This is a genomic window from Arthrobacter sp. Y3221048, assembly GCF_059092685.1.
Window position 1 is genome coordinate 264,009 of sequence record NZ_JBNHHX010000001.1, and the last position, 21,141, is coordinate 285,149.

The 21,141-nt window shown below is 67.8% G+C and carries 19 protein-coding genes; 11 read left to right on the top strand and 8 right to left on the bottom strand.

Annotation, left to right across the window (positions count from 1 at the left end; translation table 11 throughout):
* Positions 1 to 181: 181 nt before the first annotated feature.
* From betT to AC5RVS_RS01245, 3 genes are read left to right on the top strand one after another with little or no spacing between them, the layout of a single operon-like run.
* The gene (gene betT, locus AC5RVS_RS01235; protein WP_494106798.1) at positions 182 to 2,395 is read left to right on the top strand and encodes a choline BCCT transporter BetT; all 2,214 of its coding nucleotides are present in this window, start codon (positions 182 to 184) and stop codon (positions 2,393 to 2,395) included.
* Entirely contained in the window at positions 2,392 to 3,888 is a 1,497-nt protein-coding gene (locus AC5RVS_RS01240; protein ID WP_494106799.1) for an aldehyde dehydrogenase family protein, read from the top strand. The genes betT and AC5RVS_RS01240 overlap by 4 nt, the downstream gene beginning before the upstream one ends.
* A complete protein-coding gene (locus AC5RVS_RS01245; RefSeq protein ID WP_494106800.1) occupies positions 3,888 to 5,531 on the top strand; it encodes a GMC family oxidoreductase in 1,644 nt (547 codons plus the stop codon). The genes AC5RVS_RS01240 and AC5RVS_RS01245 overlap by 1 nt, the downstream gene beginning before the upstream one ends.
* A 129-nt stretch (positions 5,532 to 5,660) precedes the next feature.
* Here AC5RVS_RS01245 and AC5RVS_RS01250 read toward each other — a convergent pair whose 3' ends face one another.
* The 3 genes from AC5RVS_RS01250 to AC5RVS_RS01260 all read right to left on the bottom strand — a co-directional run bounded on the left by AC5RVS_RS01250 (position 5,661) and on the right by AC5RVS_RS01260 (position 7,693).
* Positions 5,661 to 6,068 (bottom strand): VOC family protein, encoded by a 408-nt coding sequence (locus tag AC5RVS_RS01250; protein WP_494106801.1) that lies wholly within the window; start codon positions 6,066 to 6,068, stop codon positions 5,661 to 5,663.
* Positions 6,069 to 6,179: 111 nt separating this feature from the next.
* Positions 6,180 to 7,064 carry a DNA-formamidopyrimidine glycosylase family protein gene (locus AC5RVS_RS01255; protein WP_494106802.1) on the bottom strand — a complete coding sequence of 295 codons (885 nt, stop codon included), beginning with the start codon at positions 7,062 to 7,064 and terminating at the stop codon, positions 6,180 to 6,182.
* A gap of 26 nt (positions 7,065 to 7,090) precedes the next feature.
* Positions 7,091 to 7,693, bottom strand: coding sequence for a TetR/AcrR family transcriptional regulator (locus tag AC5RVS_RS01260; RefSeq protein WP_494106803.1), 603 nt, complete (start codon positions 7,691 to 7,693; stop codon positions 7,091 to 7,093).
* Positions 7,694 to 7,751: 58 nt separating this feature from the next.
* On the opposite strand from AC5RVS_RS01260, the gene AC5RVS_RS01265 reads away from it, so the two are divergent.
* Positions 7,752 to 8,999: an MFS transporter gene (locus AC5RVS_RS01265; RefSeq protein ID WP_494106804.1), complete on the top strand. Its 1,248-nt coding sequence runs from the start codon at positions 7,752 to 7,754 to the stop codon at positions 8,997 to 8,999.
* 69 nt (positions 9,000 to 9,068) lie between these two features.
* On the opposite strand, the gene AC5RVS_RS01270 is transcribed toward AC5RVS_RS01265, so the two are convergent.
* Entirely contained in the window at positions 9,069 to 9,362 is a 294-nt protein-coding gene (locus tag AC5RVS_RS01270) for an antibiotic biosynthesis monooxygenase family protein (RefSeq protein WP_494075798.1), read from the bottom strand.
* 252 nt (positions 9,363 to 9,614) lie between these two features.
* On the opposite strand from AC5RVS_RS01270, the gene mdlC reads away from it, so the two are divergent.
* On the top strand, positions 9,615 to 11,225 hold the full coding sequence (gene mdlC / locus AC5RVS_RS01275) for a benzoylformate decarboxylase (protein ID WP_494106805.1): 1,611 nt from the start codon (positions 9,615 to 9,617) through the stop codon (positions 11,223 to 11,225).
* A 30-nt stretch (positions 11,226 to 11,255) separates the two neighbouring features.
* On the opposite strand, the gene AC5RVS_RS01280 is transcribed toward mdlC, so the two are convergent.
* Positions 11,256 to 11,585 carry a cupin domain-containing protein gene (locus AC5RVS_RS01280; protein WP_494106806.1) on the bottom strand — a complete coding sequence of 110 codons (330 nt, stop codon included), beginning with the start codon at positions 11,583 to 11,585 and terminating at the stop codon, positions 11,256 to 11,258.
* A 386-nt stretch (positions 11,586 to 11,971) separates the two neighbouring features.
* Here AC5RVS_RS01280 and AC5RVS_RS01285 point away from each other — a divergent pair, with 386 nt between their 5' ends.
* Positions 11,972 to 13,936, top strand: coding sequence for a transglycosylase domain-containing protein (locus AC5RVS_RS01285; RefSeq protein ID WP_494106807.1), 1,965 nt, complete (start codon positions 11,972 to 11,974; stop codon positions 13,934 to 13,936).
* 22 nt (positions 13,937 to 13,958) lie between these two features.
* Here the strand turns inward: AC5RVS_RS01285 and AC5RVS_RS01290 are convergent, their stop codons facing one another.
* The 3 genes from AC5RVS_RS01290 to AC5RVS_RS01300 form a co-directional block, all read right to left on the bottom strand.
* On the bottom strand, positions 13,959 to 14,174 hold the full coding sequence (locus tag AC5RVS_RS01290; protein ID WP_494106808.1) for a HepT-like ribonuclease domain-containing protein: 216 nt from the start codon (positions 14,172 to 14,174) through the stop codon (positions 13,959 to 13,961).
* A gap of 133 nt (positions 14,175 to 14,307) precedes the next feature.
* Entirely contained in the window at positions 14,308 to 14,823 is a 516-nt protein-coding gene (locus AC5RVS_RS01295) for a nucleotidyltransferase family protein (RefSeq protein ID WP_494106809.1), read from the bottom strand.
* A 166-nt stretch (positions 14,824 to 14,989) separates the two neighbouring features.
* Positions 14,990 to 15,553, bottom strand: a complete 564-nt coding sequence (locus AC5RVS_RS01300) for a TetR family transcriptional regulator (RefSeq protein ID WP_494106810.1) — start codon at positions 15,551 to 15,553, stop codon at positions 14,990 to 14,992.
* Between the two features lie 98 nt (positions 15,554 to 15,651).
* Here AC5RVS_RS01300 and bioB point away from each other — a divergent pair, with 98 nt between their 5' ends.
* The 5 genes from bioB to bioD are packed head-to-tail and all read left to right on the top strand — an operon-like array spanning position 15,652 to position 21,043.
* On the top strand, positions 15,652 to 16,731 hold the full coding sequence (bioB, locus tag AC5RVS_RS01305; protein ID WP_494106811.1) for a biotin synthase BioB: 1,080 nt from the start codon (positions 15,652 to 15,654) through the stop codon (positions 16,729 to 16,731).
* Positions 16,724 to 18,055 carry an adenosylmethionine--8-amino-7-oxononanoate transaminase gene (locus AC5RVS_RS01310; RefSeq protein WP_494106812.1) on the top strand — a complete coding sequence of 444 codons (1,332 nt, stop codon included), beginning with the start codon at positions 16,724 to 16,726 and terminating at the stop codon, positions 18,053 to 18,055. The genes bioB and AC5RVS_RS01310 overlap by 8 nt, the downstream gene beginning before the upstream one ends.
* Positions 18,055 to 19,185, top strand: a complete 1,131-nt coding sequence (locus tag AC5RVS_RS01315; RefSeq protein ID WP_494106813.1) for an 8-amino-7-oxononanoate synthase — start codon at positions 18,055 to 18,057, stop codon at positions 19,183 to 19,185. The genes AC5RVS_RS01310 and AC5RVS_RS01315 overlap by 1 nt, the downstream gene beginning before the upstream one ends.
* Positions 19,182 to 20,273: a cytochrome P450 gene (locus tag AC5RVS_RS01320; protein ID WP_494106814.1), complete on the top strand. Its 1,092-nt coding sequence runs from the start codon at positions 19,182 to 19,184 to the stop codon at positions 20,271 to 20,273. Before AC5RVS_RS01315 ends, AC5RVS_RS01320 begins: the two co-directional genes overlap by 4 nt.
* Positions 20,270 to 21,043 carry a dethiobiotin synthase gene (gene bioD / locus AC5RVS_RS01325; protein ID WP_494106815.1) on the top strand — a complete coding sequence of 258 codons (774 nt, stop codon included), beginning with the start codon at positions 20,270 to 20,272 and terminating at the stop codon, positions 21,041 to 21,043. The genes AC5RVS_RS01320 and bioD overlap by 4 nt, the downstream gene beginning before the upstream one ends.
* Positions 21,044 to 21,141 lie beyond the last annotated feature (98 nt).

Here is a 21,141-nt window from a genome sequence, read left to right on the forward strand (position 1 = left end):
CGGGGGAATAGGCGTGAGTCTCCCCACTTAATCAAGTAATCTTCCTCACTTACTCCATGTGCTATACGCGCGCAGGCGGGGTTAATTCCTGCTCTTGCTAGCGTCGAGAGTTGCCCTCACCCGGCGAAGACAACAGCGAGACCGCGACCAGCACTCCTACGATGCGAGGTACGAGACCGATATGAGTACGCCGCCCGAAACCGGCGAGCCCACGCTCGACGATGAACACAGCAAGCGCCCGGTGCCCGGAGCCGCCCCGCCGGAGCCTCCCGCCGGCACCGCCGCCGCACCCGAGCCGCGGACGCGGGTCAACTGGACCGTCTTCATCGGTTCCGCGGCTGGTGTCCTCGGCATCGCGCTGTGGGCCATCCTGGACCGGGAGTCGGCAGATGCGGTGATCGGAACCGCCGTCGCATGGGTGGGCGAGACCTTCGGCTGGTGGTACTCGCTGATCGTCGTCGCAGTCCTCGTCTTTGTCCTCTTCGTGGCCATCTCGCGCGTGGGCAAGACGCGGCTGGGGCCGGACCATTCGCGCCCCACCTTCAACATCTTCACCTGGACCGCGATGCTCTTCGCAGCGGGCATCGGCATCGACCTGATGTTCTTCTCGGTCGCGGAGCCGGTCACCCAGTATCTGGCACCGCCCACGGGCGACGGCTCCACCGTCGAAGCCGCCCGGCAGGCCATGGTCTGGACCCTGTTCCACTACGGCATCCTCGGCTGGGGTCTCTACGCCCTGATGGGGCTGGCACTGGGCTACTTCGCCTTCCGGCACAACCTGCCGCTGAGCATCCGCTCGGCGCTCTACCCGATCCTGGGCAAGCGCATCCACGGGCCGGTGGGACACGCCGTCGATATTGCCGCCATGCTCGGCACCATCTTCGGCATTGCCACCAGCCTGGGCATCGGCGTCGCACAGCTCAATTACGGCCTGAGCTTCCAGTTCGGCATCCCGGAAAACACGGTGGTGCAGATCGCCCTGATCGCCGTCGCGGTGCTGATGGCGACGATTTCGGTGCTCACCGGGATTGAAAAGGGCATCCGCCGGCTGTCCGAACTCAACGTCGTCCTGGCGATCTCCCTGATGGTCTTCATCCTGATCACCGGTTCCACCCGCTACCTGCTGGACGGGATCGTGACCAACATCGGCGACACGCTCTCCCGCTTCCCGTCGATGGCCCTGGACACCTTCGCCTACGACCGGCCGGACGACTGGCTGAACGGCTGGACGCTGTTCTTCTGGGCCTGGTGGATCGCCTGGGCGCCCTTCGTGGGCCTGTTCCTGGCGCGCATCTCACGGGGACGCACGCTGCGCGAGTTCGTCATCGGCGTGCTGGTGGTGCCGTTCGCGTTCATCCTGCTGTGGATCTCGATCTTCGGCAACAGCGCCCTTGAGATCGTGATGAGCGGCAACACCGCCTTCGGCGAGGTGGCCATGAGCCAGCCGGAGCGCGCCTTCTACGGTCTGCTGGAGCAGTACCCGATGGCCCCGCTCAGCGCCGCGATCGCCACCTTTACCGGGCTGCTGTTCTACGTCACCAGCGCCGACTCGGGTGCCCTCGTGATGAGCAACTTCACCTCATACCTCAAGGACGCCGATTCCGACGGCCCCAAGTGGCTGCGCGTTTTCTGGTCCGTCGCCACCGGCCTACTGACCCTGGCGATGCTGCTGGTGGGCGGGGTGCCCACGCTGCAGAGCGCCACCGTGATCATGGGCCTGCCGTTCTCGGTGGTGCTGGTCTTCATCATGCTGGGCCTGTACAAGGCGCTGCGGCTGGAGACCGCACTGGCGGACAGTTACCAGGCCGGCCTGCACGCCGTGCTCAACTCCCGCACCAACGTGCCGCACGGGGCTGACGGCCGGCGCGGCTGGCGCCAGCGCCTGGCGCGGGCCATGAACTACCCGGGCCGCCGGCAGGCCCAGCGCTTCGTGTCCGAGGTCGCCGTTCCCGCGCTGTCCGACGTCCGCGCCGACCTCGCCGCCCGCGGATTGGAAGCCACGCTGAAGACCAGCACCGTGGAGGCCTTCGGGATCGACACCGCCGACCTCTGCGTGGAGCTCGACGGCGAACGCACCTTCAAGTACCAGATCTACCCGGTACAGAACGACGTCCCGTCCTACGCGCGCTCCTCCGCCGCCGGCGGCAAGTACTACCGGATCGAGGTGTTCTCGCTCGAGGGCAGCCACGGCTACGACCTCATGGGGTACAGCAAGGACGAGGTCATCGCGGACGTGCTGGACCACTACGAGGTGCACCTCGAGTTCCTGCACCAGCACCGCGCCACCCTGCCCTACAGCACCGCCGCGGAAAACGTTCCGCCCAAGGCGGACTGGGAAACCGACTACGACACCGTCGACGAACCCGTCGCCGCACTTCCGAAGGAGACACCATGACCACAACCGCCTCCACCTTGTTCATCAACGGCGCCTGGGAGACGGCCGCCTCCGGCGCCACCCGCGAGATCCGCAACCCCGCCGACGGCCAGGTCGTCGCCACCGTGTCCGAGGCCGGCCGGGCCGACACCGAACGGGCCATCGCCGCGGCCCGCGCCGCCTTCGACTCCGGCGTCTGGGCCGCGGTCCCGGCGCCCGAGCGCGGCGACTTCCTGCTCAAGGTGGCCGCCGGGCTGCGCGAGCGCCGCGAGGAGTTCGCCCGGGCCGAGTCGCTGGACACCGGCAAGCGGATCGTCGAAAGCCGCATCGACATGGACGACATCGCCGCCTGCTTCGAGTACTTCGGCAAGATCGCCTCGCAGCAGGCCGGCCGCGTGGTCGACGCCGGGGACCCCGCCGTCGTCAGCCGGATCGTCCACGAGCCGGTGGGCGTCTGCGGCATGATCACGCCCTGGAACTACCCGCTGCTGCAGGCGGCGTGGAAGATCGCGCCCGCGCTGGCCGCCGGCTGCACCTTCGTGCTCAAGCCCGCCGAGCTCACCCCGTCCACGGCAATCCTGACCATGGAACTGCTCAAGGACCTGGGCCTCCCCGACGGCGTCGCGAACCTGGTCACCGGCCCCGGCGCGGAGGCGGGCGCCCCGCTCTCCGAGCACCCCGACGTCGACCTTGTCTCCTTCACCGGCGGCCTGGTGACCGGCAAGGTGGTCGCGGCGGCCGCCGCCGGCACCGTGAAGAAGGTGGCACTGGAGCTCGGCGGCAAGAACCCGAACGTGGTGTTCGCCGATGCGGACTTCGACGCCGCCGTCGACAACGCGCTGAACGCAGCCTTCGTCCACTCCGGGCAGGTCTGCTCCGCCGGCGCGCGCCTGCTGGTCGAGGAGTCGATCGCGGAGCGCTTCGTGGACGAGCTCGTCCGCCGCGCCGAGGGCATCCGCTTGGGCGGCCCGTTCGACGAGGCCGCGGAAACCGGTCCGCTGATTTCGGCGGCACACCGGGAGAAGGTGGACGCCTACGTGAAGCGCGGCGTGGAGGAGGGCGCGCGGCTGCGCTGCGGCGGCGCCGCCCCCGAGGGCTCCGAGTACGACGACGGCTTCTACTACCTGCCCACCGTTCTGGACCGCGTGGAGCGGGGGATGTCCGTCGTCGTGGACGAGGCCTTCGGCCCGGTGGTGACCGTGGAGACGTTCCGCGACGAGGACGAGGCCGTGGCCACGGCCAACGACACCATTTACGGCCTGGCCGGAGCCGTCTGGACCCAGGACGCCGGCAAGGCCCAGCGCGTGGCCGGCCGGCTGCGCCACGGCACCATCTGGATCAACGACTTCCACCCCTACCTCCCGCAGGCCGAATGGGGCGGCTTCGGCCAGTCCGGCGTCGGCCGCGAACTCGGCCCCACCGGTTTGGCCGAGTACCAGGAAGCCAAGCACATCTACCAGAACACCAGCCCGCAGGTGACCGGCTGGTTCGCTGACCACGGCAAGGAGAACTGATGCACATCGACAACGTCGAGAACCTCATCGACCGGGAATTCGACTACATCGTCGTCGGCGGGGGATCCGCCGGCGCCGCCGTCGCCGCCCGCCTGAGCGAAGACCCCGCGGTATCCGTGGCGCTAGTCGAGGCCGGCCCGGACGACCGCGGCGTGCCCGAGGTCCTGCAGCTGGACCGCTGGATGGAGCTGCTCGAATCCGGCTACGACTGGGACTACCCGATCGAACCTCAGGAGAACGGCAACTCCTTCATGCGCCACTCCCGGGCGAAGGTCATGGGCGGCTGCTCCAGCCACAACTCCTGCATCGCCTTCTGGGCCCCGCGCGAGGACCTGGACGAGTGGGAGTCCAAGCACGGCGTAACCGGCTGGAACGCCGAGGCCGCCTACCCGCTGTACAAGCGGCTGGAGACCAACGAGGACGCCGGCCCCGACGCCCCGCACCACGGCGACTCCGGCCCCGTGCACGTCATGAACGTCCCGCCGGCCGACCCGACCGGCGTCGCACTGCTGGATGCCTGCGAACAGGCCGGCATCCCGCGGGCCAAGTTCAACGACGGCACCACCGTGGTCAACGGCGCCAACTTCTTCCAGATCAACAGCCGGTCCGACGGCACCCGCTCCTCCAGCTCGGTGTCCTACATCCACCCCATCATCGAGCGCGAGAACTTCACCCTGTTGACCGGCCTGCGCGCCCGCCAGTTGGTGTTCGACGCGGAGAAGCGCTGCACCGGCGTGGACATCGTGGACTCGGCCTTCGGCCGGACGCACCGGCTGTCCGTGCGCCGCGAGGTGGTGCTGTCCACCGGCGCCATCGATTCGCCGAAGCTGCTGATGCTCTCCGGCATCGGCCCGGCCGCGCACCTCGCGGAGCACGGCATCGAGGTCCTGGTCGACTCCCCCGGCATCGGCGAACACCTGCAGGACCACCCCGAGGGCGTGGTCCAGTTCGAGGCGAAGCAGCCGATGGTTGAGACCTCCACCCAGTGGTGGGAGATTGGCATCTTCACGCCCACCGAGGAGGGCCTGGACCGGCCGGACCTGATGATGCACTACGGTTCGGTGCCGTTCGACATGAACACCCTGCGGCACGGCTACCCCACCACGGAGAACGGCTTCAGCCTGACCCCGAACGTCACGCACGCCCGCTCCCGCGGCACGGTCCGGCTGCGCAGCCGCGACTTCCGCGACAAGCCCATGGTCGATCCCCGGTACTTCACCGACCCCGAGGGCCACGACATGCGCGTGATGGTGGCCGGCATCCGCAAGGCCCGAGAGATTGCCGCGCAGCCGGCGATGGCCGAGTGGGCCGGCCGGGAACTGTCACCGGGCATCGAAGCGCAGACGGACGAAGAGCTGCAGGACTACATCCGCAAGACGCACAACACCGTCTACCACCCGGTCGGCACCGTGCGCATGGGCCCGGACGACGACGCCATGTCGCCGCTGGACTCGGAGCTGCGGGTCAAGGGCGTCACCGGCCTGCGCGTCGCTGACGCATCGGTCATGCCCGAGCACGTGACCGTTAACCCGAACCTGACCGTCATGATGATCGGCGAACGCTGCGCCGACCTCATCCGCGGCAGCTTTGCTGCGGAAACAACGACGACGGCGGCAGCCGGATCCGGCGCGGCGCACGCCTGATCAGTGGTGCAGCGAGGGTGGCGGAAGCAAGCAATGCTTCCGCCACCCGCTGGTTGTGACAGCTGTCCCAACTTCTACTACTGAGGATCAAGCTGGTGCTCGACAGCACAACCCCTTTGATTGCTCTTGCTACCCGCTATGAGGCGAGAGGAATTCGAGTCGATTACCGTTGTTGTCCCATAGGTAGAACCGGCGCATTCCAGGAAAATTGTCATCCCAGTCGGGTACATGCCCATGAGCTTCTATCCGCCGGGCCAGTGCATCGATGTCCTGCACGAGGATCCCCGGATGTGCCTTCCGCTGAGGACGGAAATTCTCCTCGACTCCCAGATGAATCTCTAAGTTATCGGCGCGCACCCACAGCCCACCACGCGCAGCCAAAATCGGTGGCTTTTGAATCTCCGTGAGCCCAAGGACTTCCACGTAAAAATTTCGGCAATCATCCTCACCACCCGGCGGCAGTGCGAGCTGAATGTGGTGTAACCCGAAACCAAAGCCAGTGGCTCGAGGGATTGCCTCGTATGGTTCAGTGACCATGCCCCCTCTTCTCCCGCGGTACGCGTTGTCCCCTTGAACTTACCGCGGTCGGAGGAACCACCCATCAAGGAACACCAAATATCTAGGGTAGGAGGACCGGACGCAGCAGGTTCACTTGAGGAACTTGGACATCCGCCGGTCGGCCAGCAGCTTCCCGCCGGTCTGGCAGCTGGGGCAGTACTGCAGCGAGGAATCCGCGAAGGACACTTCCCTGACCGTGTCCCCGCACACCGGGCAGGGCTCGCCGGTTCGGGCGTGCACGCGCATGGCCTTGCGCTTGGAATCCTTCAGCTCGCTGGCCGGACGGCCGGAGGCGTGGTCAATCGCCGACTCGAGCACCTGGTGCATCGCCCAAAACAACCGCTCCACGTCCTCGGCGTCCAGCTTCGAGGCGTTGGCGAACGGGGACAGTTTCGCCGCGTGCAGGATTTCGTCGCTGTAGGCGTTACCGATACCCGCAATGGCCGACTGGTCCCGCAGCAGCCCCTTGATCTGCCCCGAGTGCGAGGCGAGCATGCGCGCAAAAGCCGCGTGGTCGACGTCGAGCGCGTCAGGTCCCAGTCGGGCGATGCCCGGCACATCCATCGGGTCCTTGACCACGTAGGCGGCCAGCGATTTCTTCGTGCCCGCTTCGGTCAGGTCGAACCCGGGCTGACCCGCGCCATCGGCCGCGACGAACCGCATGCGCAGCGCAATGTGGCCCTTGCCGGGCCGCAGCGGTTCGGGCTTCAGCGCATCCGACCAGCGAAGCCACCCGGCCTTGGCGAGATGCATCACCAGGTGCGTCTGCCCCGCGGTGATGACGATGAACTTGCCGCGCCGCGTCACCGCGGACACCGGCTCGGCTGCCATCATCTCCGGCGGCACGTCGGCCGTTTTCAACACGGAAAAGGACAGCACCTCCACCTTGGCCACCTGGGCCGGCGGGGCGCCGGGTGGGATGAGCTTCAGCCGCAGGAAGTCGACGAGTCCCTGCACTTCGGGCATCTCGGGCATGCCCTAACGATAACGGAAGCTTGCTCCTATGACCGGGCGGATTGCTCCGGACCTATCCCCGACTCGATGATCATGCGGGCAGCATTGCGGGCATGCGTCACCGGATCGGCCGGGGCTCCCCGCAGCAGGCTGCTGAGGACGCCGTTGTAGAGCAGCAGCAGCGCGGAGGCGACGGAGTCCGGGTCGGGGCACCCGGCTTCCCGCGCCAGCCGCGCCAGCCGCTCGGTGACCATCCGCGTGTCCTGGCGAATCAGTGCGAAGACCGGATCGGCTTCTCCGTCCTTGGGCGTCGGGCGTTCCGAGGCTGTGGCCAGGAAACTGCACCACTGGGTTGGGTTCGCCGCCGCACGGAAGGACCCGACGGCATCGAAAACCGCGAACAGCCTTGCCTCCGCGGATGTAGCGGCCCCTACGGCGTCGTCCCAGTGCTGGGTCCAAGCCTCGAGTCGGCGGGACAGTACCTCACGCAGGAGGTTGTCCTTGGAACCGAAGTGCTTGTACAGGGTCACGATCGCCACCCCGGCCGATGCGGCTACGCGGTCCACGCCCGTAACGGCAATGCCTTCTTGGAAGAAGTGCATTTCGGCGGCATTCAGGATGCGGTCGCGGGTAGTCAGGGAGTCAGCCATGGGGCTAGTATAACGATCGTTATGGCGAAACGGGCGTTATGGCTGGAGGTGCCGGGTCATGGGCAGGACCATGGTGGGTCGCCGAGCCAGCTCCGGCCTTGGCGTGGCGCTAGCCGGAATGTTGTTGATCGCGGCCACCTATGGCATGGCCCGGTTCGGGGTCGGCCTCTTCGCTCCGCTCTTGGCCGCGCAACGGCCGGAACTTACCGAAGTACTGGGGTGGGCTGCGGCTGCGCAGTTCACCTCCTATTCGGTGGCCGCCGTCGCGGCCACCCGATTCGTCGACCGCGCTCCTCGGGCCGGCCTCCTTCTCGCCGGAGGCACTGCGGCCCTAGGCTGCTTCGGAGTGGCTGTTGCCTCAGCTCCGGGCATGTTCGTGGCGGCTGTCTTCGTCGGCGGCATGGGCGGGGGCTTCGCCTCACCCGCATTGGTGCCGGTTATTGACGCGCTCGTTGCACGCCGCACCAGTGCGACAGCACAGTCCCTGGTGAACTCCGGAACGGCGGTCGGGGTGGTGGGAGCCGGCATAGTCGCCTCGGTGGCCGCTTCGATTGCCGGGGCATGGGTGCTCATGGCGCTGGTCTGCGCGGCGGCGGCGGTCGCGGCGTGGTATCCCGTCCGGGCACGGGCGGATCTTGGCACCTCTTCCCACCCAGCCTCCGCGCCGGCTACGAGCCCCGAACGTCGTCACGGCCCGTGGCATCTTCTCATCGTCCCCGTCGGGGCCGCGGTCATTGCAGGCGCCGGCTCGGCCTTGGTCTGGACGTTTGGGCCGTTGCTGGTTACGGATGCCGGTTCCGTGGCTGCCGCTCGGGTCGGATGGCTGTGGATCGCCTTGGGTCTGGGCGGGGTCCTCGGCATACTCACCGGGGCTTTGGTCCGGCGCATGGGCATGCGGGCCGCATGGTGCTTCTTCGCCATCGTCCTGGCCATCGCCACTTCAGGGGTCTCGGTATCAGTAGCCACCGGCAGCGCTTGGGTCGCTTATGCCGGCATGGCCGTCTTCGGTGCCGGCTACATGAGCCTGTCCGGCGTGCTCATCCTCTGGGCGCGCAGCGTGTGGCCCGGGAGTGCCGGAGCAGGGACCTCGTGGCTCTTTATCGCGCTGGCCATTGGACAGGCGCTGGGGTCCGCCGGCTTTGGACTGGCTTACGGGGCCTTGTCCCCCATTGTTCTGGCGGCCCTGGCCTCGGGCCTCCTCGTTCTGGGCGGCATGACCGGACTGGTCCGGATGCGCGACTACGCTGGGAGATCCTCATCCCGCGGATCTTCTAGCGGAAGCCCTGTAGGTCCCGAAGCTCCCTAAACGGGGCAGCATCGGTTCCACCCAGCCGCAAGTCCTGTGACCCGGAGCGCGGCGGGCCCACCACTGTTGTCAGTCGGCGAGCTCTACAACCTCGAACTCGAGCAGCTCTGAACCACTGGCAACCGGGGTCTTCGAGCCGTGATCGCGTGGCGCACGGTTATCGCGCCAGTTTTCGAAGTCCTCACGCGTGGCCCACTGTGTGTACACGAAGTAGCGGTCTTCGCCCGCGACCGGACGCAGAAGCTGGAAGCCCTCGAACCCCGGAGCGGAGTCGACGGCGTGCTTGCGCGCGGCGAAGCGCGCCTCCAATTCGGTGCCCGAGCCCTCGGGGACCTTGAGCGCGTTGATGACGACGATGGACACGATGCTGCTCCTTTCGGGTCCGAACCGCCCGGACCATCACGCGTCCACGCTATCGCGTCCGGGCCGTCTTGTTGCCTCGCATGCGTACGATACCGCTGCTATTGACCGGGGGCAGGCTTTCAGGAAGCCCGGAAACCGCTTGTTGGATTTAGTGATTCGCTGCACATAGGCTGCGTCCAAGGGCATGACGCCGGCCGGCGCGGCCGGTCACTAGGAATGACCGCCTGGTTCGCGAAGTTGAGGAGCAGACGAGTGACGGAGATAAAGAAGACGGTTCTCGAGGCGACGCTGGAGATGTTCCGCGCACACGGGATGACCACGATTTTCGGCAATCCCGGGTCGAACGAGCTTCCGTTCCTCGCCGGCCTGGGCGGGGACTTCGACTTCGTCCTCGGACTGCACGAGCAGGTGGTCGTGGGCATGGCCGAAGGCTACGCCCGTGCAACGGGACGGCCGGCGCTGGTAAACCTGCATGCCGCCTCCGGGTCGGGCAACGCCATGGGCGCCCTGACCAACGCCCACTACGGGCACATCCCGATGGTCATCCTCGCCGGCCAGCAGGTCCGCCGCACCGTCGGCCAGGAGACGATGCTCGCCAGCGCCGACGCCTCCGCCCTGCCGGCGCCGCTGGTCAAGTACGCGCACGAACCGCTGGCCGCCGCCGACGTGCCGCGCACCCTGTCCCAGGCCGTGTTCGAAACCTGCACCCAGCCCCGCGGACCGGTCTACGTCTCGGTCCCCCTCGATGACTGGGCCGAGCCCGCCCTCGACGACGACGCCCTGCTCACCGACCGCTCGGTCGCCACCGCCGGCGGCCTCACCGAGGACCTGGCCCGGGAACTGATCGCCGCGATCGACGGCGCCAAGAACCCGGCCCTGGTCGTCGGCCCGCAGGTAGACGCGGCAGCGGTCGAGGACCCGGGCGTGTTCGATGCCGTGGTAGCCCTGGCGGAGAAGGCCGACGCCTCCGTCTATGTCGCCCCTTCCCCCTCCCGGGGCCCGTTTCCGACCACCCACCCGAACTTCGAGGCGGTCCTGGTCCCGGGCATCAAGTCCGTGCGCGACCGGCTCGCCGGCCACGACGTCGTGCTCGTCCTCGGCGCCGCCCTGTTCAGGTACCACCGCTGGGAACCGAGCAACTATCTCGAAGAAGGAACCCGCATCATCCACCTCACCCAGGACCCGCGCGAGGCGACCCGGGCACCGTTCGGCCGGTCCGTCGTCGCCGACGTGGCAGGCGCGGCCAAAACCCTGGCCAACGGCGTGAGGGACCGCGGCAGGCGGCGCGGCGAACCCGGCTCCCGGCAACTGCCCGCGGCCAAGACCTCCCCGGACGGCATGACCGGCACCGAAATCCTCGAAGTCCTCAACACCCACGTCAACGACACCGTCGCCTACGTCAACGAAACCACCACCCTGGACTTGGACTACCTCGAACGCATCGCGATCGACCGGCCGGGGATGTACCACTTCCCGGCCTCCGGCGGCCTGGGCTTCGGCCTGCCGGCGGCCGTGGGCATGTCCCTGGGCGACCCGGCGAAGACGATCGTCGCGACCGTGGGCGACGGCTCCGCGAACTACGGCATCACCGCCCTCTACACCGCAGCGCAACGGCAGACACGGACCGTGTTCGTCATCGTCAACAACTCCGGCTACGGCGCCCTCGCCGGCTTCGCCCAGCGCATGGGCGTGCCCGACGTCCCCGGGCTCAAGGTCGGCGGCATCGACTTCGTCTCCATCGCCGAGGGCTACGGCGTCCCCGCCGAACACACCAGCACCCGCGAAGAATTCGAAGCCGCCTACCAAAAAGCACTCACTGCCAGCGGCCCCGTCCTCATCGACGCGCACGTGGTCGGCGGCTGACCGCCCGTCGGCCGGGCTACTGTCGACTGTCTACTTCAACTCAATCTCAACGAACACAAAGTCGTCGTCGGACTCGTTGACGACGTTGTGTTCACTGCCCGCCTCGCGTGTGTAGGACACGCCTGCGGTCAACTCGCTGGTCGATTTCCCCTCGCGGGTCTCCAAGGTCAGGGCACCGGTGCTCATGGGGACCACGACATAGTCCAGGGGATGCACGTGCCAACCGGTTTCCGCGCCGGGAGGAAACCGCCACTCGGTCACCGTCACCCGGTCGTTGTCGATCTGTACGGTGGCCACCGCGGCAGGGCGCCCGCCTGCCGCCTGTTGGTCCACGAAACCGGTCTGCACGTCGCGCTGCATGTTTCTCCTTCGGTCAGGAAATGGCTGTTCGTGGCCACCATATCCGGCGCCTCGGCCATCCTGCAGCAGCGCTCCACAACGGTGCCCCCTCCCCTGGCCAAAACAGGGTAGGCCAGCCTCTACCGAACGGGGTTTTGAGCTTCTACCATTTTCTCTACTGCTCCATTGCGGGGAAGGAGGGGTGTGGGATCCATCGTCAGGAAATGCTCCCCAACGCCCCGCCCGAAGGCTGCGCGCGGATGCATCCGTCACCTGGATTTCCCGCATAACGCATCATGTGGCCCTTTCGACGAAACAGGTTTCAACAGGTCGATTTCGACGAACTGATGGCGTCTGCCCGTCGTCCGAAGAAGAAGCTCCGGCGTCGGCGCCTCGACTTGTGGCTGGTGAGCGTTGCCGTGGCGGCCCTAGGGGCCGGGGCGATCGTCGCACCTGCGGCGGTGGGCGTTTCCGTCGTCGGCAATTCCGTCCTGGACATGTGGCAAGAGCTGCCGACCGATCTGCCGATGGAGCGCCCGCTGCCGCAGCACACCGTCCTGCTGGACAAGGACGGTAAGGAATTCGCCCGGCTCTACAGTGAGAACCGGATCGACGTTGAGCTGGACCAGGTGTCGGAGGCCTTCAAGGAGACCCTGATCAGCACGGAGGATGCCCGCTTCTATGAACACCGCGGAGTCGATCCCCTCGGCATCACCCGCGCGCTGATCAACAACGTCACCAGCAACGACGTCCAAGGAGCTTCCACCATTACCCAGCAACTGGTGCAGAACATCCTGGTCAACCATGCCCGCAATGAAGAGGAAGACAAGGTCGCCGTCGGCGATACCTATAACGCCAAGCTCCGCGAGATGAAGTATGCCGTCGCTCTGGAAAAGCAGCTGCCCAAGGACGAGATCCTCACGCGCTACCTGAACGCGGTCTATTTCGGCAACCGGGCCTACGGCGTCGAGGCTGCGGCCCGCGTTTACTTCAGCACAACGGCGGCGAAACTCGACCACGCGCAGTCCGCCCTGTTGGTCGGCCTGCTCAAGGCGCCGGCCGCGTACGACCCGTTCACCCAGCCGGATGCCGCCAGCGCGCGGCGGAACACCGTGGTCAAGGTGCTGGAACAGGAGGGAGTCCTGTCCGCCCGCGAGGCGCAGACCGTCCGCGAGGCCCCGCTTGGGGTCAAGCGCGGCTCCGTGCCGTCCAGCTGCGGCGGGTCCAAGTATCCGTTCTACTGCGAGGTCGTCCGGGAAGAAATCCTGAGCAACCCGGCCTTCGGCAAGACGCCCGACGCCCGGCAGGAGCGCTTCTACGTAGGCGGGCTGAGGCTGACAACGGCGCTGAACCGGAAGGCTGCCGACGCAGCCCAAAAGGCAGTCGAGCGGGCGCTCGGCAACGACAACCGCGCAGCCCTGGGAACCGCCATCGTGCAGCCGGGCACCGGTCATGTGGTCGCCATCGCGCAGAACCGGGTTTGGGGCAAGGGGGACGGCAAGACCCAGGTTGTCTACGCCAAGCACGCCTTCCAGGTCGGTTCGGCCATGAAGCCGATCGTGCTCGCCGCCGCCCTCCAGCAGGGCATCCCCACGTCCCAAAAGTTCCGGGCCGACGGGCCCTACCGCTCGCGCAGCCTGGACAATCCGCGGGGCGGGTACATCAACTACGACAACGAGGACTACGGCGTCATCAATGCGTACCAGGCTATCCGCGCCTCGGTGAACATCTACTTCATCCGCCTCGTGGAGCGCGTCGGCGTCGTCAATGCCGCCAAGATGGCCAACACCCTGGGCATCACCTCTATCGACCCCGAGAAGCTGGGCGGCAGGGAAGGCTCCATCGCCCTCGGTGCCTACGAAGTCACCCCGCTGGAAATGGCCAACGCCTACGCCGCCTTCATGAGTGACGGCACGGTGTGCAACCCGGTCACGGTCATCAAGGCAGTCCGGACCGACACCGATGAAGAGCTGCCGGTGCCGGACCCCGGCTGCCGCGACGCCATCGATCCCAAGGTCGCGGACACCGTCGCGGACGTGCTCAAGGAGCCCTTCAACCCGAGGGGCACCCTGGGACCGCGCATTGAACTCGAGGGCAACCGGGAAGCCGGCGCCAAGACCGGAACGACGAACGACTTCGCAGCCAACTGGATTGTGGGCGGAACTCCCCAGCTCATGACCGCCGTCTGGCTTGGTGATCCCCGCGGCGGGGCGGAGTACCCGCTCACCCGTCTCACGGCCTACGGCAACACGTACACCGACCTGACCGGCTCCGAAGTCGCCGCCCCGGTCTGGAAGGAAACAATGGAAGGCGCGCTCAAGGGCGAAAAGAAAGTCCCGCTGCCCGAGGCCCACCGCTCGATGACCAAATGAACCCTGTGGCAGGCCTCCGCGGTCAGTGCTCCCTTGGCCGCGAGGCTATCCTGCCGAGCCGATCGCGCAGCTCCGGAAAACCAACCGACACCGTCACCCACAGTGCCTGCTCATCGACGCGGTCATAATGGTGCACGATAAAGTCCCTGTTCCTGGCCGCCTGCCGCCAGAGCGGCTCGGAAAGGTCACGGAATCCGCGGTAACGAGCCTCTTGCACAGGCCTCCGACACGGTTGCACAAAGCCTCAAAGGCCAGACGAAGCGCCGGATCGGAGTCGAACGCTTCGCGGCCCCGGTTCACGAGCTCGGCCGCCAGATCCAGGTTGACCGCCAGGTCTGCCAGCCATCGTTGCGTGCGATTGGGAAGGTCTGTCACAGTGGCACAGCTTCGGCCAGGATCGTCGCGTCGCGGCGGGGATCGAGCCCACGGCGGGAGATGACATCCACCGGGCGGGCGACCAGCTGCTCCATATCCTCGGCGAACTGCGCCAAATCGAACAGACTCGCGGCATCCTGCGGATCGACCACTAGATCCAGGTCGCTGTCCGGCTTTTCTTCTCCGCGGGCGGCCGACCCGAAGACTGCGACAGCCTCAATTCGGTTGAGTGTGGCCAGGCGGGAAATCAACCGGCGCCGCTGTCTGAGGAGTTCGAGCAACGGCATCGATTCACCGACCCGGTCCGCGTCCATGCTGCGGTAGAGGCGGATCGGCACAATCGCGGCATCAGCTTTTCGATGGGATCCAACCAGTACGGGGCGCGCACCCGGGACGGTTCGGAAGTGCCGCAACGTTGCCGGCAAGGCGGCGCGAGCCTCAGCTACGGTCAGGACGTCAACGTCCGGCTGAACATTCAGTTGGCCTGCAGCAGCCTTCAGCTCATCGAGCATAATGCCAGCCTAGTTTCGGCAGTGGAGGATGAACATAAATCTGTACATCCTTTAATGCGCGGCGCATTGTCGCGAACTTGTCGGAGAGGCTCCAGCCGCAGCTGAGCAACATCGCCTCCTGCATCACCCGCGAGCTCGACCCTCGGACCCTAAGGCAGGACTCGGATCACCGCGTCCGATGCATCTGCAGCCCCTCAAGCAGCGTATTGATGCCGAAGAGGAACGCTTCGCCGTTAGTGTCGGAATCAGGGCCCGGTTCCAGCAGGCCGGATCGGGCAAGCTCGGCCCGGGTCTGCTCCTCCGCCACCGCGCCGAGGATGTAGTGCGTCAGGCTCTTCGCCCCCCAGCGCGCGTGCAGCTCGCTCAGTCCACTCTCAGCCAAGAGCGCGGTCATCCCATACAGCGGGGTGAGGGACTCCGGCGCCAGCGCCTGCGCGAGGGAAACGACGTCCGAGCCGTCGCGCACGGCAAGCAGCGCCGCGCGCAGATCCTGCGCGGACCGCCGCACGGCGCCCTCCGGGTCGCCGCCGGCGTCACCCACTTCTACTGGCTCCAGGATTCGCTCGGCCAACACCACCAGCAGTTCCTGCTTGTTCTTAATATGCCAATACAGCGCTCCGGGCTGCACGCCGAGATCGCGCGCAAGCCTGCGCATCGAGAGATCGGCCAGACCGTACGAGCGCAAAATTTCCAAGGCCGTATCGACAATCTTCTGGCGCGTCAGGGCCACGTCGGCCTCCGTCCTCTCCGTCTCCAGCCGATGTCACGTTATCGCGTCCATCATGCACCATCCTTGACAACCACTCCGGCCGCATCCACTATTGAACGGTGTTCAATTCCTTCCAAGATCTGGCCGACCGGCAGCTGGCCGGCGGCACCCTGACGCGCGACGATGCGCGTGCCATCCTCGCTTCCGACGATTCACAGCTGCTGCAGCTGACGGCGGCGGCAGCGACGCTGAGGCGGGCCCACTTCGGCAATACCGTCAAGGTGAACTACCTGGTGAACCTCAAGTCGGGCCTCTGCCCGGAGGACTGCACCTACTGCTCGCAGCGCCTGGGTTCGGCCGCCGAAATCCTCAAGTACACCTGGCTCAAACCGGAAGAGGCCGCCGAACAGGCCGCCAGCGGCATCCGCGCCGGCGCCTCCCGGGTCTGCCTCGTGGCCAGCGGCAAGGGCCCAACGGACCGGGACGTGGATCGAGTGGCCAACATGGTCGCCGGACTCAAGGACGAGCATCCGCAGGTGGAGGTCTGCGCCTGCCTGGGCATCCTCAAGGACGGGCAGGCAGACAAGCTCAAGGCCGCCGGAGTGGACGCCTACAACCACAACCTGAACACCAGCGAATCCAACTACGCCGACATCTGCACCACCCACGAATACGCGGACCGCGTTCGCACGGTCAACCATGCCAAGGACGCCGGCCTCTCCCCCTGCTCCGGCCTGATCGTGGGAATGGGCGAGAGCAACGAAGAGCTGATCGACGCGGTCTTCGCCCTGCGCGAACTGGAGACCGACTCGATCCCGGTTAACTTCCTGATGCCCTTCGAGGGCACCCCCCTGGAGGGCACCTGGCTGCTCACCCCTGCACACTGCCTGCGGATCCTGGCGCTGGTGCGCTTCGCCTGCCCTCCCACCGAACTGCGGATGGCCGGCGGCCGCGAGATGCACCTGCGCTCGCTACAGCCGCTGGCCCTGCACGTGGCCAACTCGCTCTTCCTCGGCGACTACCTGACCAGCGAGGGCCAGGCCGCGAAGGCGGACCTGGAGATGATTGCCGACGCCGGCTTCACTGTTCTGGCTCCCGCCGGCCCGGTGCCCGCTGCGGCCGCTGACGACGACGGCGCACCGACAGAGATTTCCATCCGGCGCCGCGGCGCGGGGACGGAGCTTGCCCCCAATGCCTGAGGCAGCGCTGTCCGGCGCTGCGCTGCTTGCGCGTGACCGCGGCCTGCTCTGGCACCCGTACGCCCCGCTGGACGGCCCCACGCCTTACGCGGTTGCCGCCGCGGACGGCGTGCGGCTGCAGTTGGAAGCCGCGGACGGGGCGCGCTTCGAGGCGGTCGATGCCATGAGCTCTTGGTGGTCCGCCATCCACGGCTACCGGCATCCGGCCCTCGACGACGCAGTACGCCGCCAAGTGGAGCGGTTCAGCCACGTGATGTTCGGCGGCCTCACGCACGAGCCTGCCGTCCGGCTGGCCGAGCAGCTGGCGGAGCTGGCCCCCGAACCGCTGCGGCACGTGTTCTTCGCGGACTCCGGTTCGGTCTCGGTGGAGGTCGCGCTGAAGCTGGCCATCCAGTACCAGGCCGCAGCCGGGCGGCAGGGCCGGCACGCGTTCCTGGCCCTGCGCGGCGGCTACCACGGGGACACCTTCGGTGCGATGAGCGTGTGCGATCCGGTGGACGGCATGCACTCGGCCTTCCCATCCCTGCCGGTCCAGCATTTCCTGCCCCGGCCGCCGGCCGCGCGGCTGGACGGCGGCGGTCTGGTCTCCGACGGCGCAGCGGTTGCCGCCTGGACCGCGGAATTGGAGGCCGCCGTCGCCCGGCACGGGCACGAGCTGGCCGGGATCATTGTGGAACCGGTACTGCAGGGCGCCGGCGGAATGTACGCCTACGCGCCCGAATGCCTGCAGGCCCTGCGCCGGGTGGCCGACGCGCACGGGCTACTGCTCGTCTTCGACGAAATCGCCACCGGCTTCGGCCGCACCGGCAAGCTCTTCGCCGGCGAATGGGCAGGGGTGGTCCCGGACGTCATGTGCGTGGGCAAGGCCCTGACCGGCGGCTACCTGACCCTGGCCGCGGTGCTGTGCTCCACGACCGTCGCGGAAGTCATCACCGCCTCCGAATTCCGGGCCCTACTGCACGGGCCCACCTTTATGGCCAACCCGCTGGCATGCGCGGTCGCCTCGGCCTCGCTTCAACTGCTGGAAAGCGCCGGTTGGCAGGAGCAGGTGCGAGGCGTCGAAGCCGGCCTGCGCGCTTCCCTGGCCCCCGCATCCGGACTCGGATCCGTCCGGGACGTGCGGGTGCTCGGCGCCGTCGGCGTCGTCGAACTCCACGACGCGGTGGACATCCCGGCCGTGACCCGCGCGGCCCTGGCGCACGGAGTCTGGGTGCGCCCGTTCCGCAACCTCGTCTACACCATGCCGCCATATATCTGCACGCCGGCTGACGTGGCGGCGATCGGCGCCGGCATTAGTGCCGCCGTTAAAGAGGTGCACGGCTGATGAGTTCCATGCAGGACTGGCTCGCAGCCCAGGCGGGAGTGCGCGCCCGGCGCGGCATCACACGGCACACGGTACCGCGGAGCGGCGACGTGCTGGACCTGGCCTCCAATGATTATCTGGGCCTGGCCGCTGACCCCCGGTTGCAGGCCGCCGCCATCGCCGCCGTGGAACGTTACGGCACCGGCGCCCGCGCTTCCCGCGTGGTCACCGGCACGCACGCTGTGCACGAGGAACTCGAGGCCGAACTGTGCGCGCTCACCGGCCGCCCCGCGGCGCTGGCCTTCTCCAGCGGCTACGCCGCGAACCTGGGCATCCTCACCGCTCTCGGCGGCCCGGGAACCCTGCTTCTGACCGACGAGCACATCCACGCCTCGCTGATCGACGCCGCCCGGCTCTCCCGCTCCCCGGTCGAGGTCTTCCCGCACGACGACCTGGATGCCTTGGAGCAGCGGCTGGCCGCGCGCAGCCAGCCGCGCGCCGTCGTCGTGATCGAATCGATCTACTCGGTGCTCGGGGACGCCGCCGACGTGTCCGCCGCTGCGCAACTGTGCGCCGACCACGACGCGCTGCTGGTGGTGGACGAGGCGCACGGGATCGGCGTAGCCGGCCACGGCCGCGGCGCCGTGTACGCCGCGGGACTGGCCGGAGCGGAGCATGTGGCGGTTACCGCCACGCTGTCCAAGGCCCTGGGCAGCCAGGGCGGGGCGGTACTCGGCTCCCCCGCTCTGCGCGAGCATCTGGTCAACACCGCGCGGAGCTTCATTTTCGACACCGGGCTGGCCCCGGCCGCGGCCGCTGCCGCCGCGCAGGCCTGCCGCATCATTGCCGACGAGCCGGAGCGCGTGGCTGCCGTCGGACACAACGCGGCGCTGATCGCCGCCGGTCTGGGCATCGAGCAGGCTGATGGCGCGGTGCAGTCCGTGCCCGCCGGCTCACCGCGGTGCGCCGCGGAACTGGCCGCCAGGCTGGAGGACGCCGGCGTGCTGGTCGGCTGCTTCCGTCCGCCGAGTGTGCCGGACGGGATCTCGCGGCTGAGGCTGACCGCCCGCGCGGACCTGGCCCCGGAGCAGTTGCGGAACGTCACCGACCTTATTAATACGCTGCTATCACACATGGAGGTGCCCGCGTGAGCGAGGGCACGAGCTATCAGGTCATCAGGGACCCCGAGCAGGTCCGCCAGGTGCTGCGCCGAGTGGATGATTTCCTGCCCACCAACGCCTTGACCTCGGTGGTGCCGCTGAGCCCGGCGGCACTGCGGATCCTGAGCCGCAGCCGGTTCGCCCTGCCGCCGGTGCTGGCCTCGGCCACCGGGGAGCTGCACCGGACGGTGCGTTCGGTGGTAGCAGGGTTCTTCACCCCCGCCAAGGTCGCCGCCATCGGCCCGCGGGTGCGCGAACTAACGCGCAAACATGCCGAAGCTGCCGCCGCGGAGATCGCGCACGGCCCGGTGGACCTTGCCCGGGCTGTTGGCGCCCACATCCCGCCGGTGATCATGCAGGAACTGACCGGCTTCCAACTGCCGGACCCGGAAGTGCTCAAGCGCTGGAGCCGGGATTCACTGGAACTTTTCTGGGGCTGGCCGGATCCGCAGCGCCAGGTGGAACTGGCCGAAACCGCCGCCGAGTTCTACACCTGGCTGCGGGCCGAGGTCATCGCCAGCCACGGGCGCGACAACCTCTTCGGCGCACTGCACGCGGCCGGGCTCCGGACCGCCGAGGTCTGCTCGCTGGGCTACTTCCTGCTCATCGCCGGGCAGGAAACCACCGCGCTGCTGATCGGCACAGCCTTGTACCGGGCGCTGCAGGATCCCGCTTGCTGGCAATCGCTGGCCTCCGGCGGCACTGGATCAACGCTGGTGCGCAGGGTGCTGGCCGAGGAACCGTCCGTGCACACCTGGCGCCGGGCCGTCCCGCGCGATACCGTCTTGGACGGCACGGCGCTGCCCGCCGGATCCGAAATCCTGCTGGAACTGGCCGGCCACCACCCGCCCGATGCTGGCCCCACGGCCTACTCGCTGTCCTTCGGCTACGGGCTGCACCGCTGTCTGGGGGCGAGGCTGGCCGAACTCGAAACCGTCCTGGCCCTGGAGGAAACTGCCCGTGCCCTGCCTGATATACGGCTGATTGGGCCGGAACCGGACTGGTTGCGGCTGTTGTCCTTCCAGGCGCCCCTGTCCGTCACGGTGGAAGCCGCGTCACCGGAAAGGAACAACCGGTGAGGCACCCTGACGCGGGCCTGCCCGCCCTGCCCCGGATCCTGTTCGTGACCGGCACGGATACCGGCGTGGGCAAAACGATGACGACGGCGGCGCTTGCGGCGGCGCTGTCGGCGGGTTCCCGCGCGGCTGCCTCGCTCAGCGGCCGCCCCTCGGTCGCGGTCTATAAACCCGTCCAAACGGGCGTTCTGGAGGAGGAGGCCGGGGACATCGAGGAAGTCCGCCGGCTGGCCGGGATCGACCACGTCTTGGAAGGTGCCCGGCTCCGGTTACCGATGGCGCCGGTTGCCGCAGCCGCCCGGGAGGGCGCTTCCCTCCCAAGACGTGTGAAGCACACCGAGACCATCCGGAGGCTAGCCGAGGATTTCGATCACGTGCTGGTGGAGGGGGCCGGCGGACTGCTCGTCGAACTAGAGCCGGGTTTTTGCCTCGCGGATCTGGCTGCTGGCTTCATCGACGGGACAACGACGGCCGGCGCCGGCGACAGCCAGCGAACGGCGGGCATCGTCGTCGTGTGCCGCAGCGGGCTCGGGACGTTGAACCACACCCTGCTGACCCTCGAGGCACTGCAGCGCCGGTCGCTTCCCGTCGCGGGGCTGGTGATCGGTGCCTGGCCTCAGGAGCCCACCGACATTGAGTTGGACAACCAGCGGTACCTGAGCGATCTTCCCGTCCCGTTCCTGGGGATGGTCCCTGCGGGAGCCTCAGCGCTGCATCCGCAAGAATTCCGCGCCCTGACTCCCGGATGGTTCGGCGGACCGGACTTGGCCTAAACATCTCCACCCGGCGGTGCGCTGCGGCGGAGTGCTCGGCGTTGCGGTCCAGCACGGCCAGCAGGTGCTCGGCCAGTTCCAGCGTGGGGCCGCGTCAG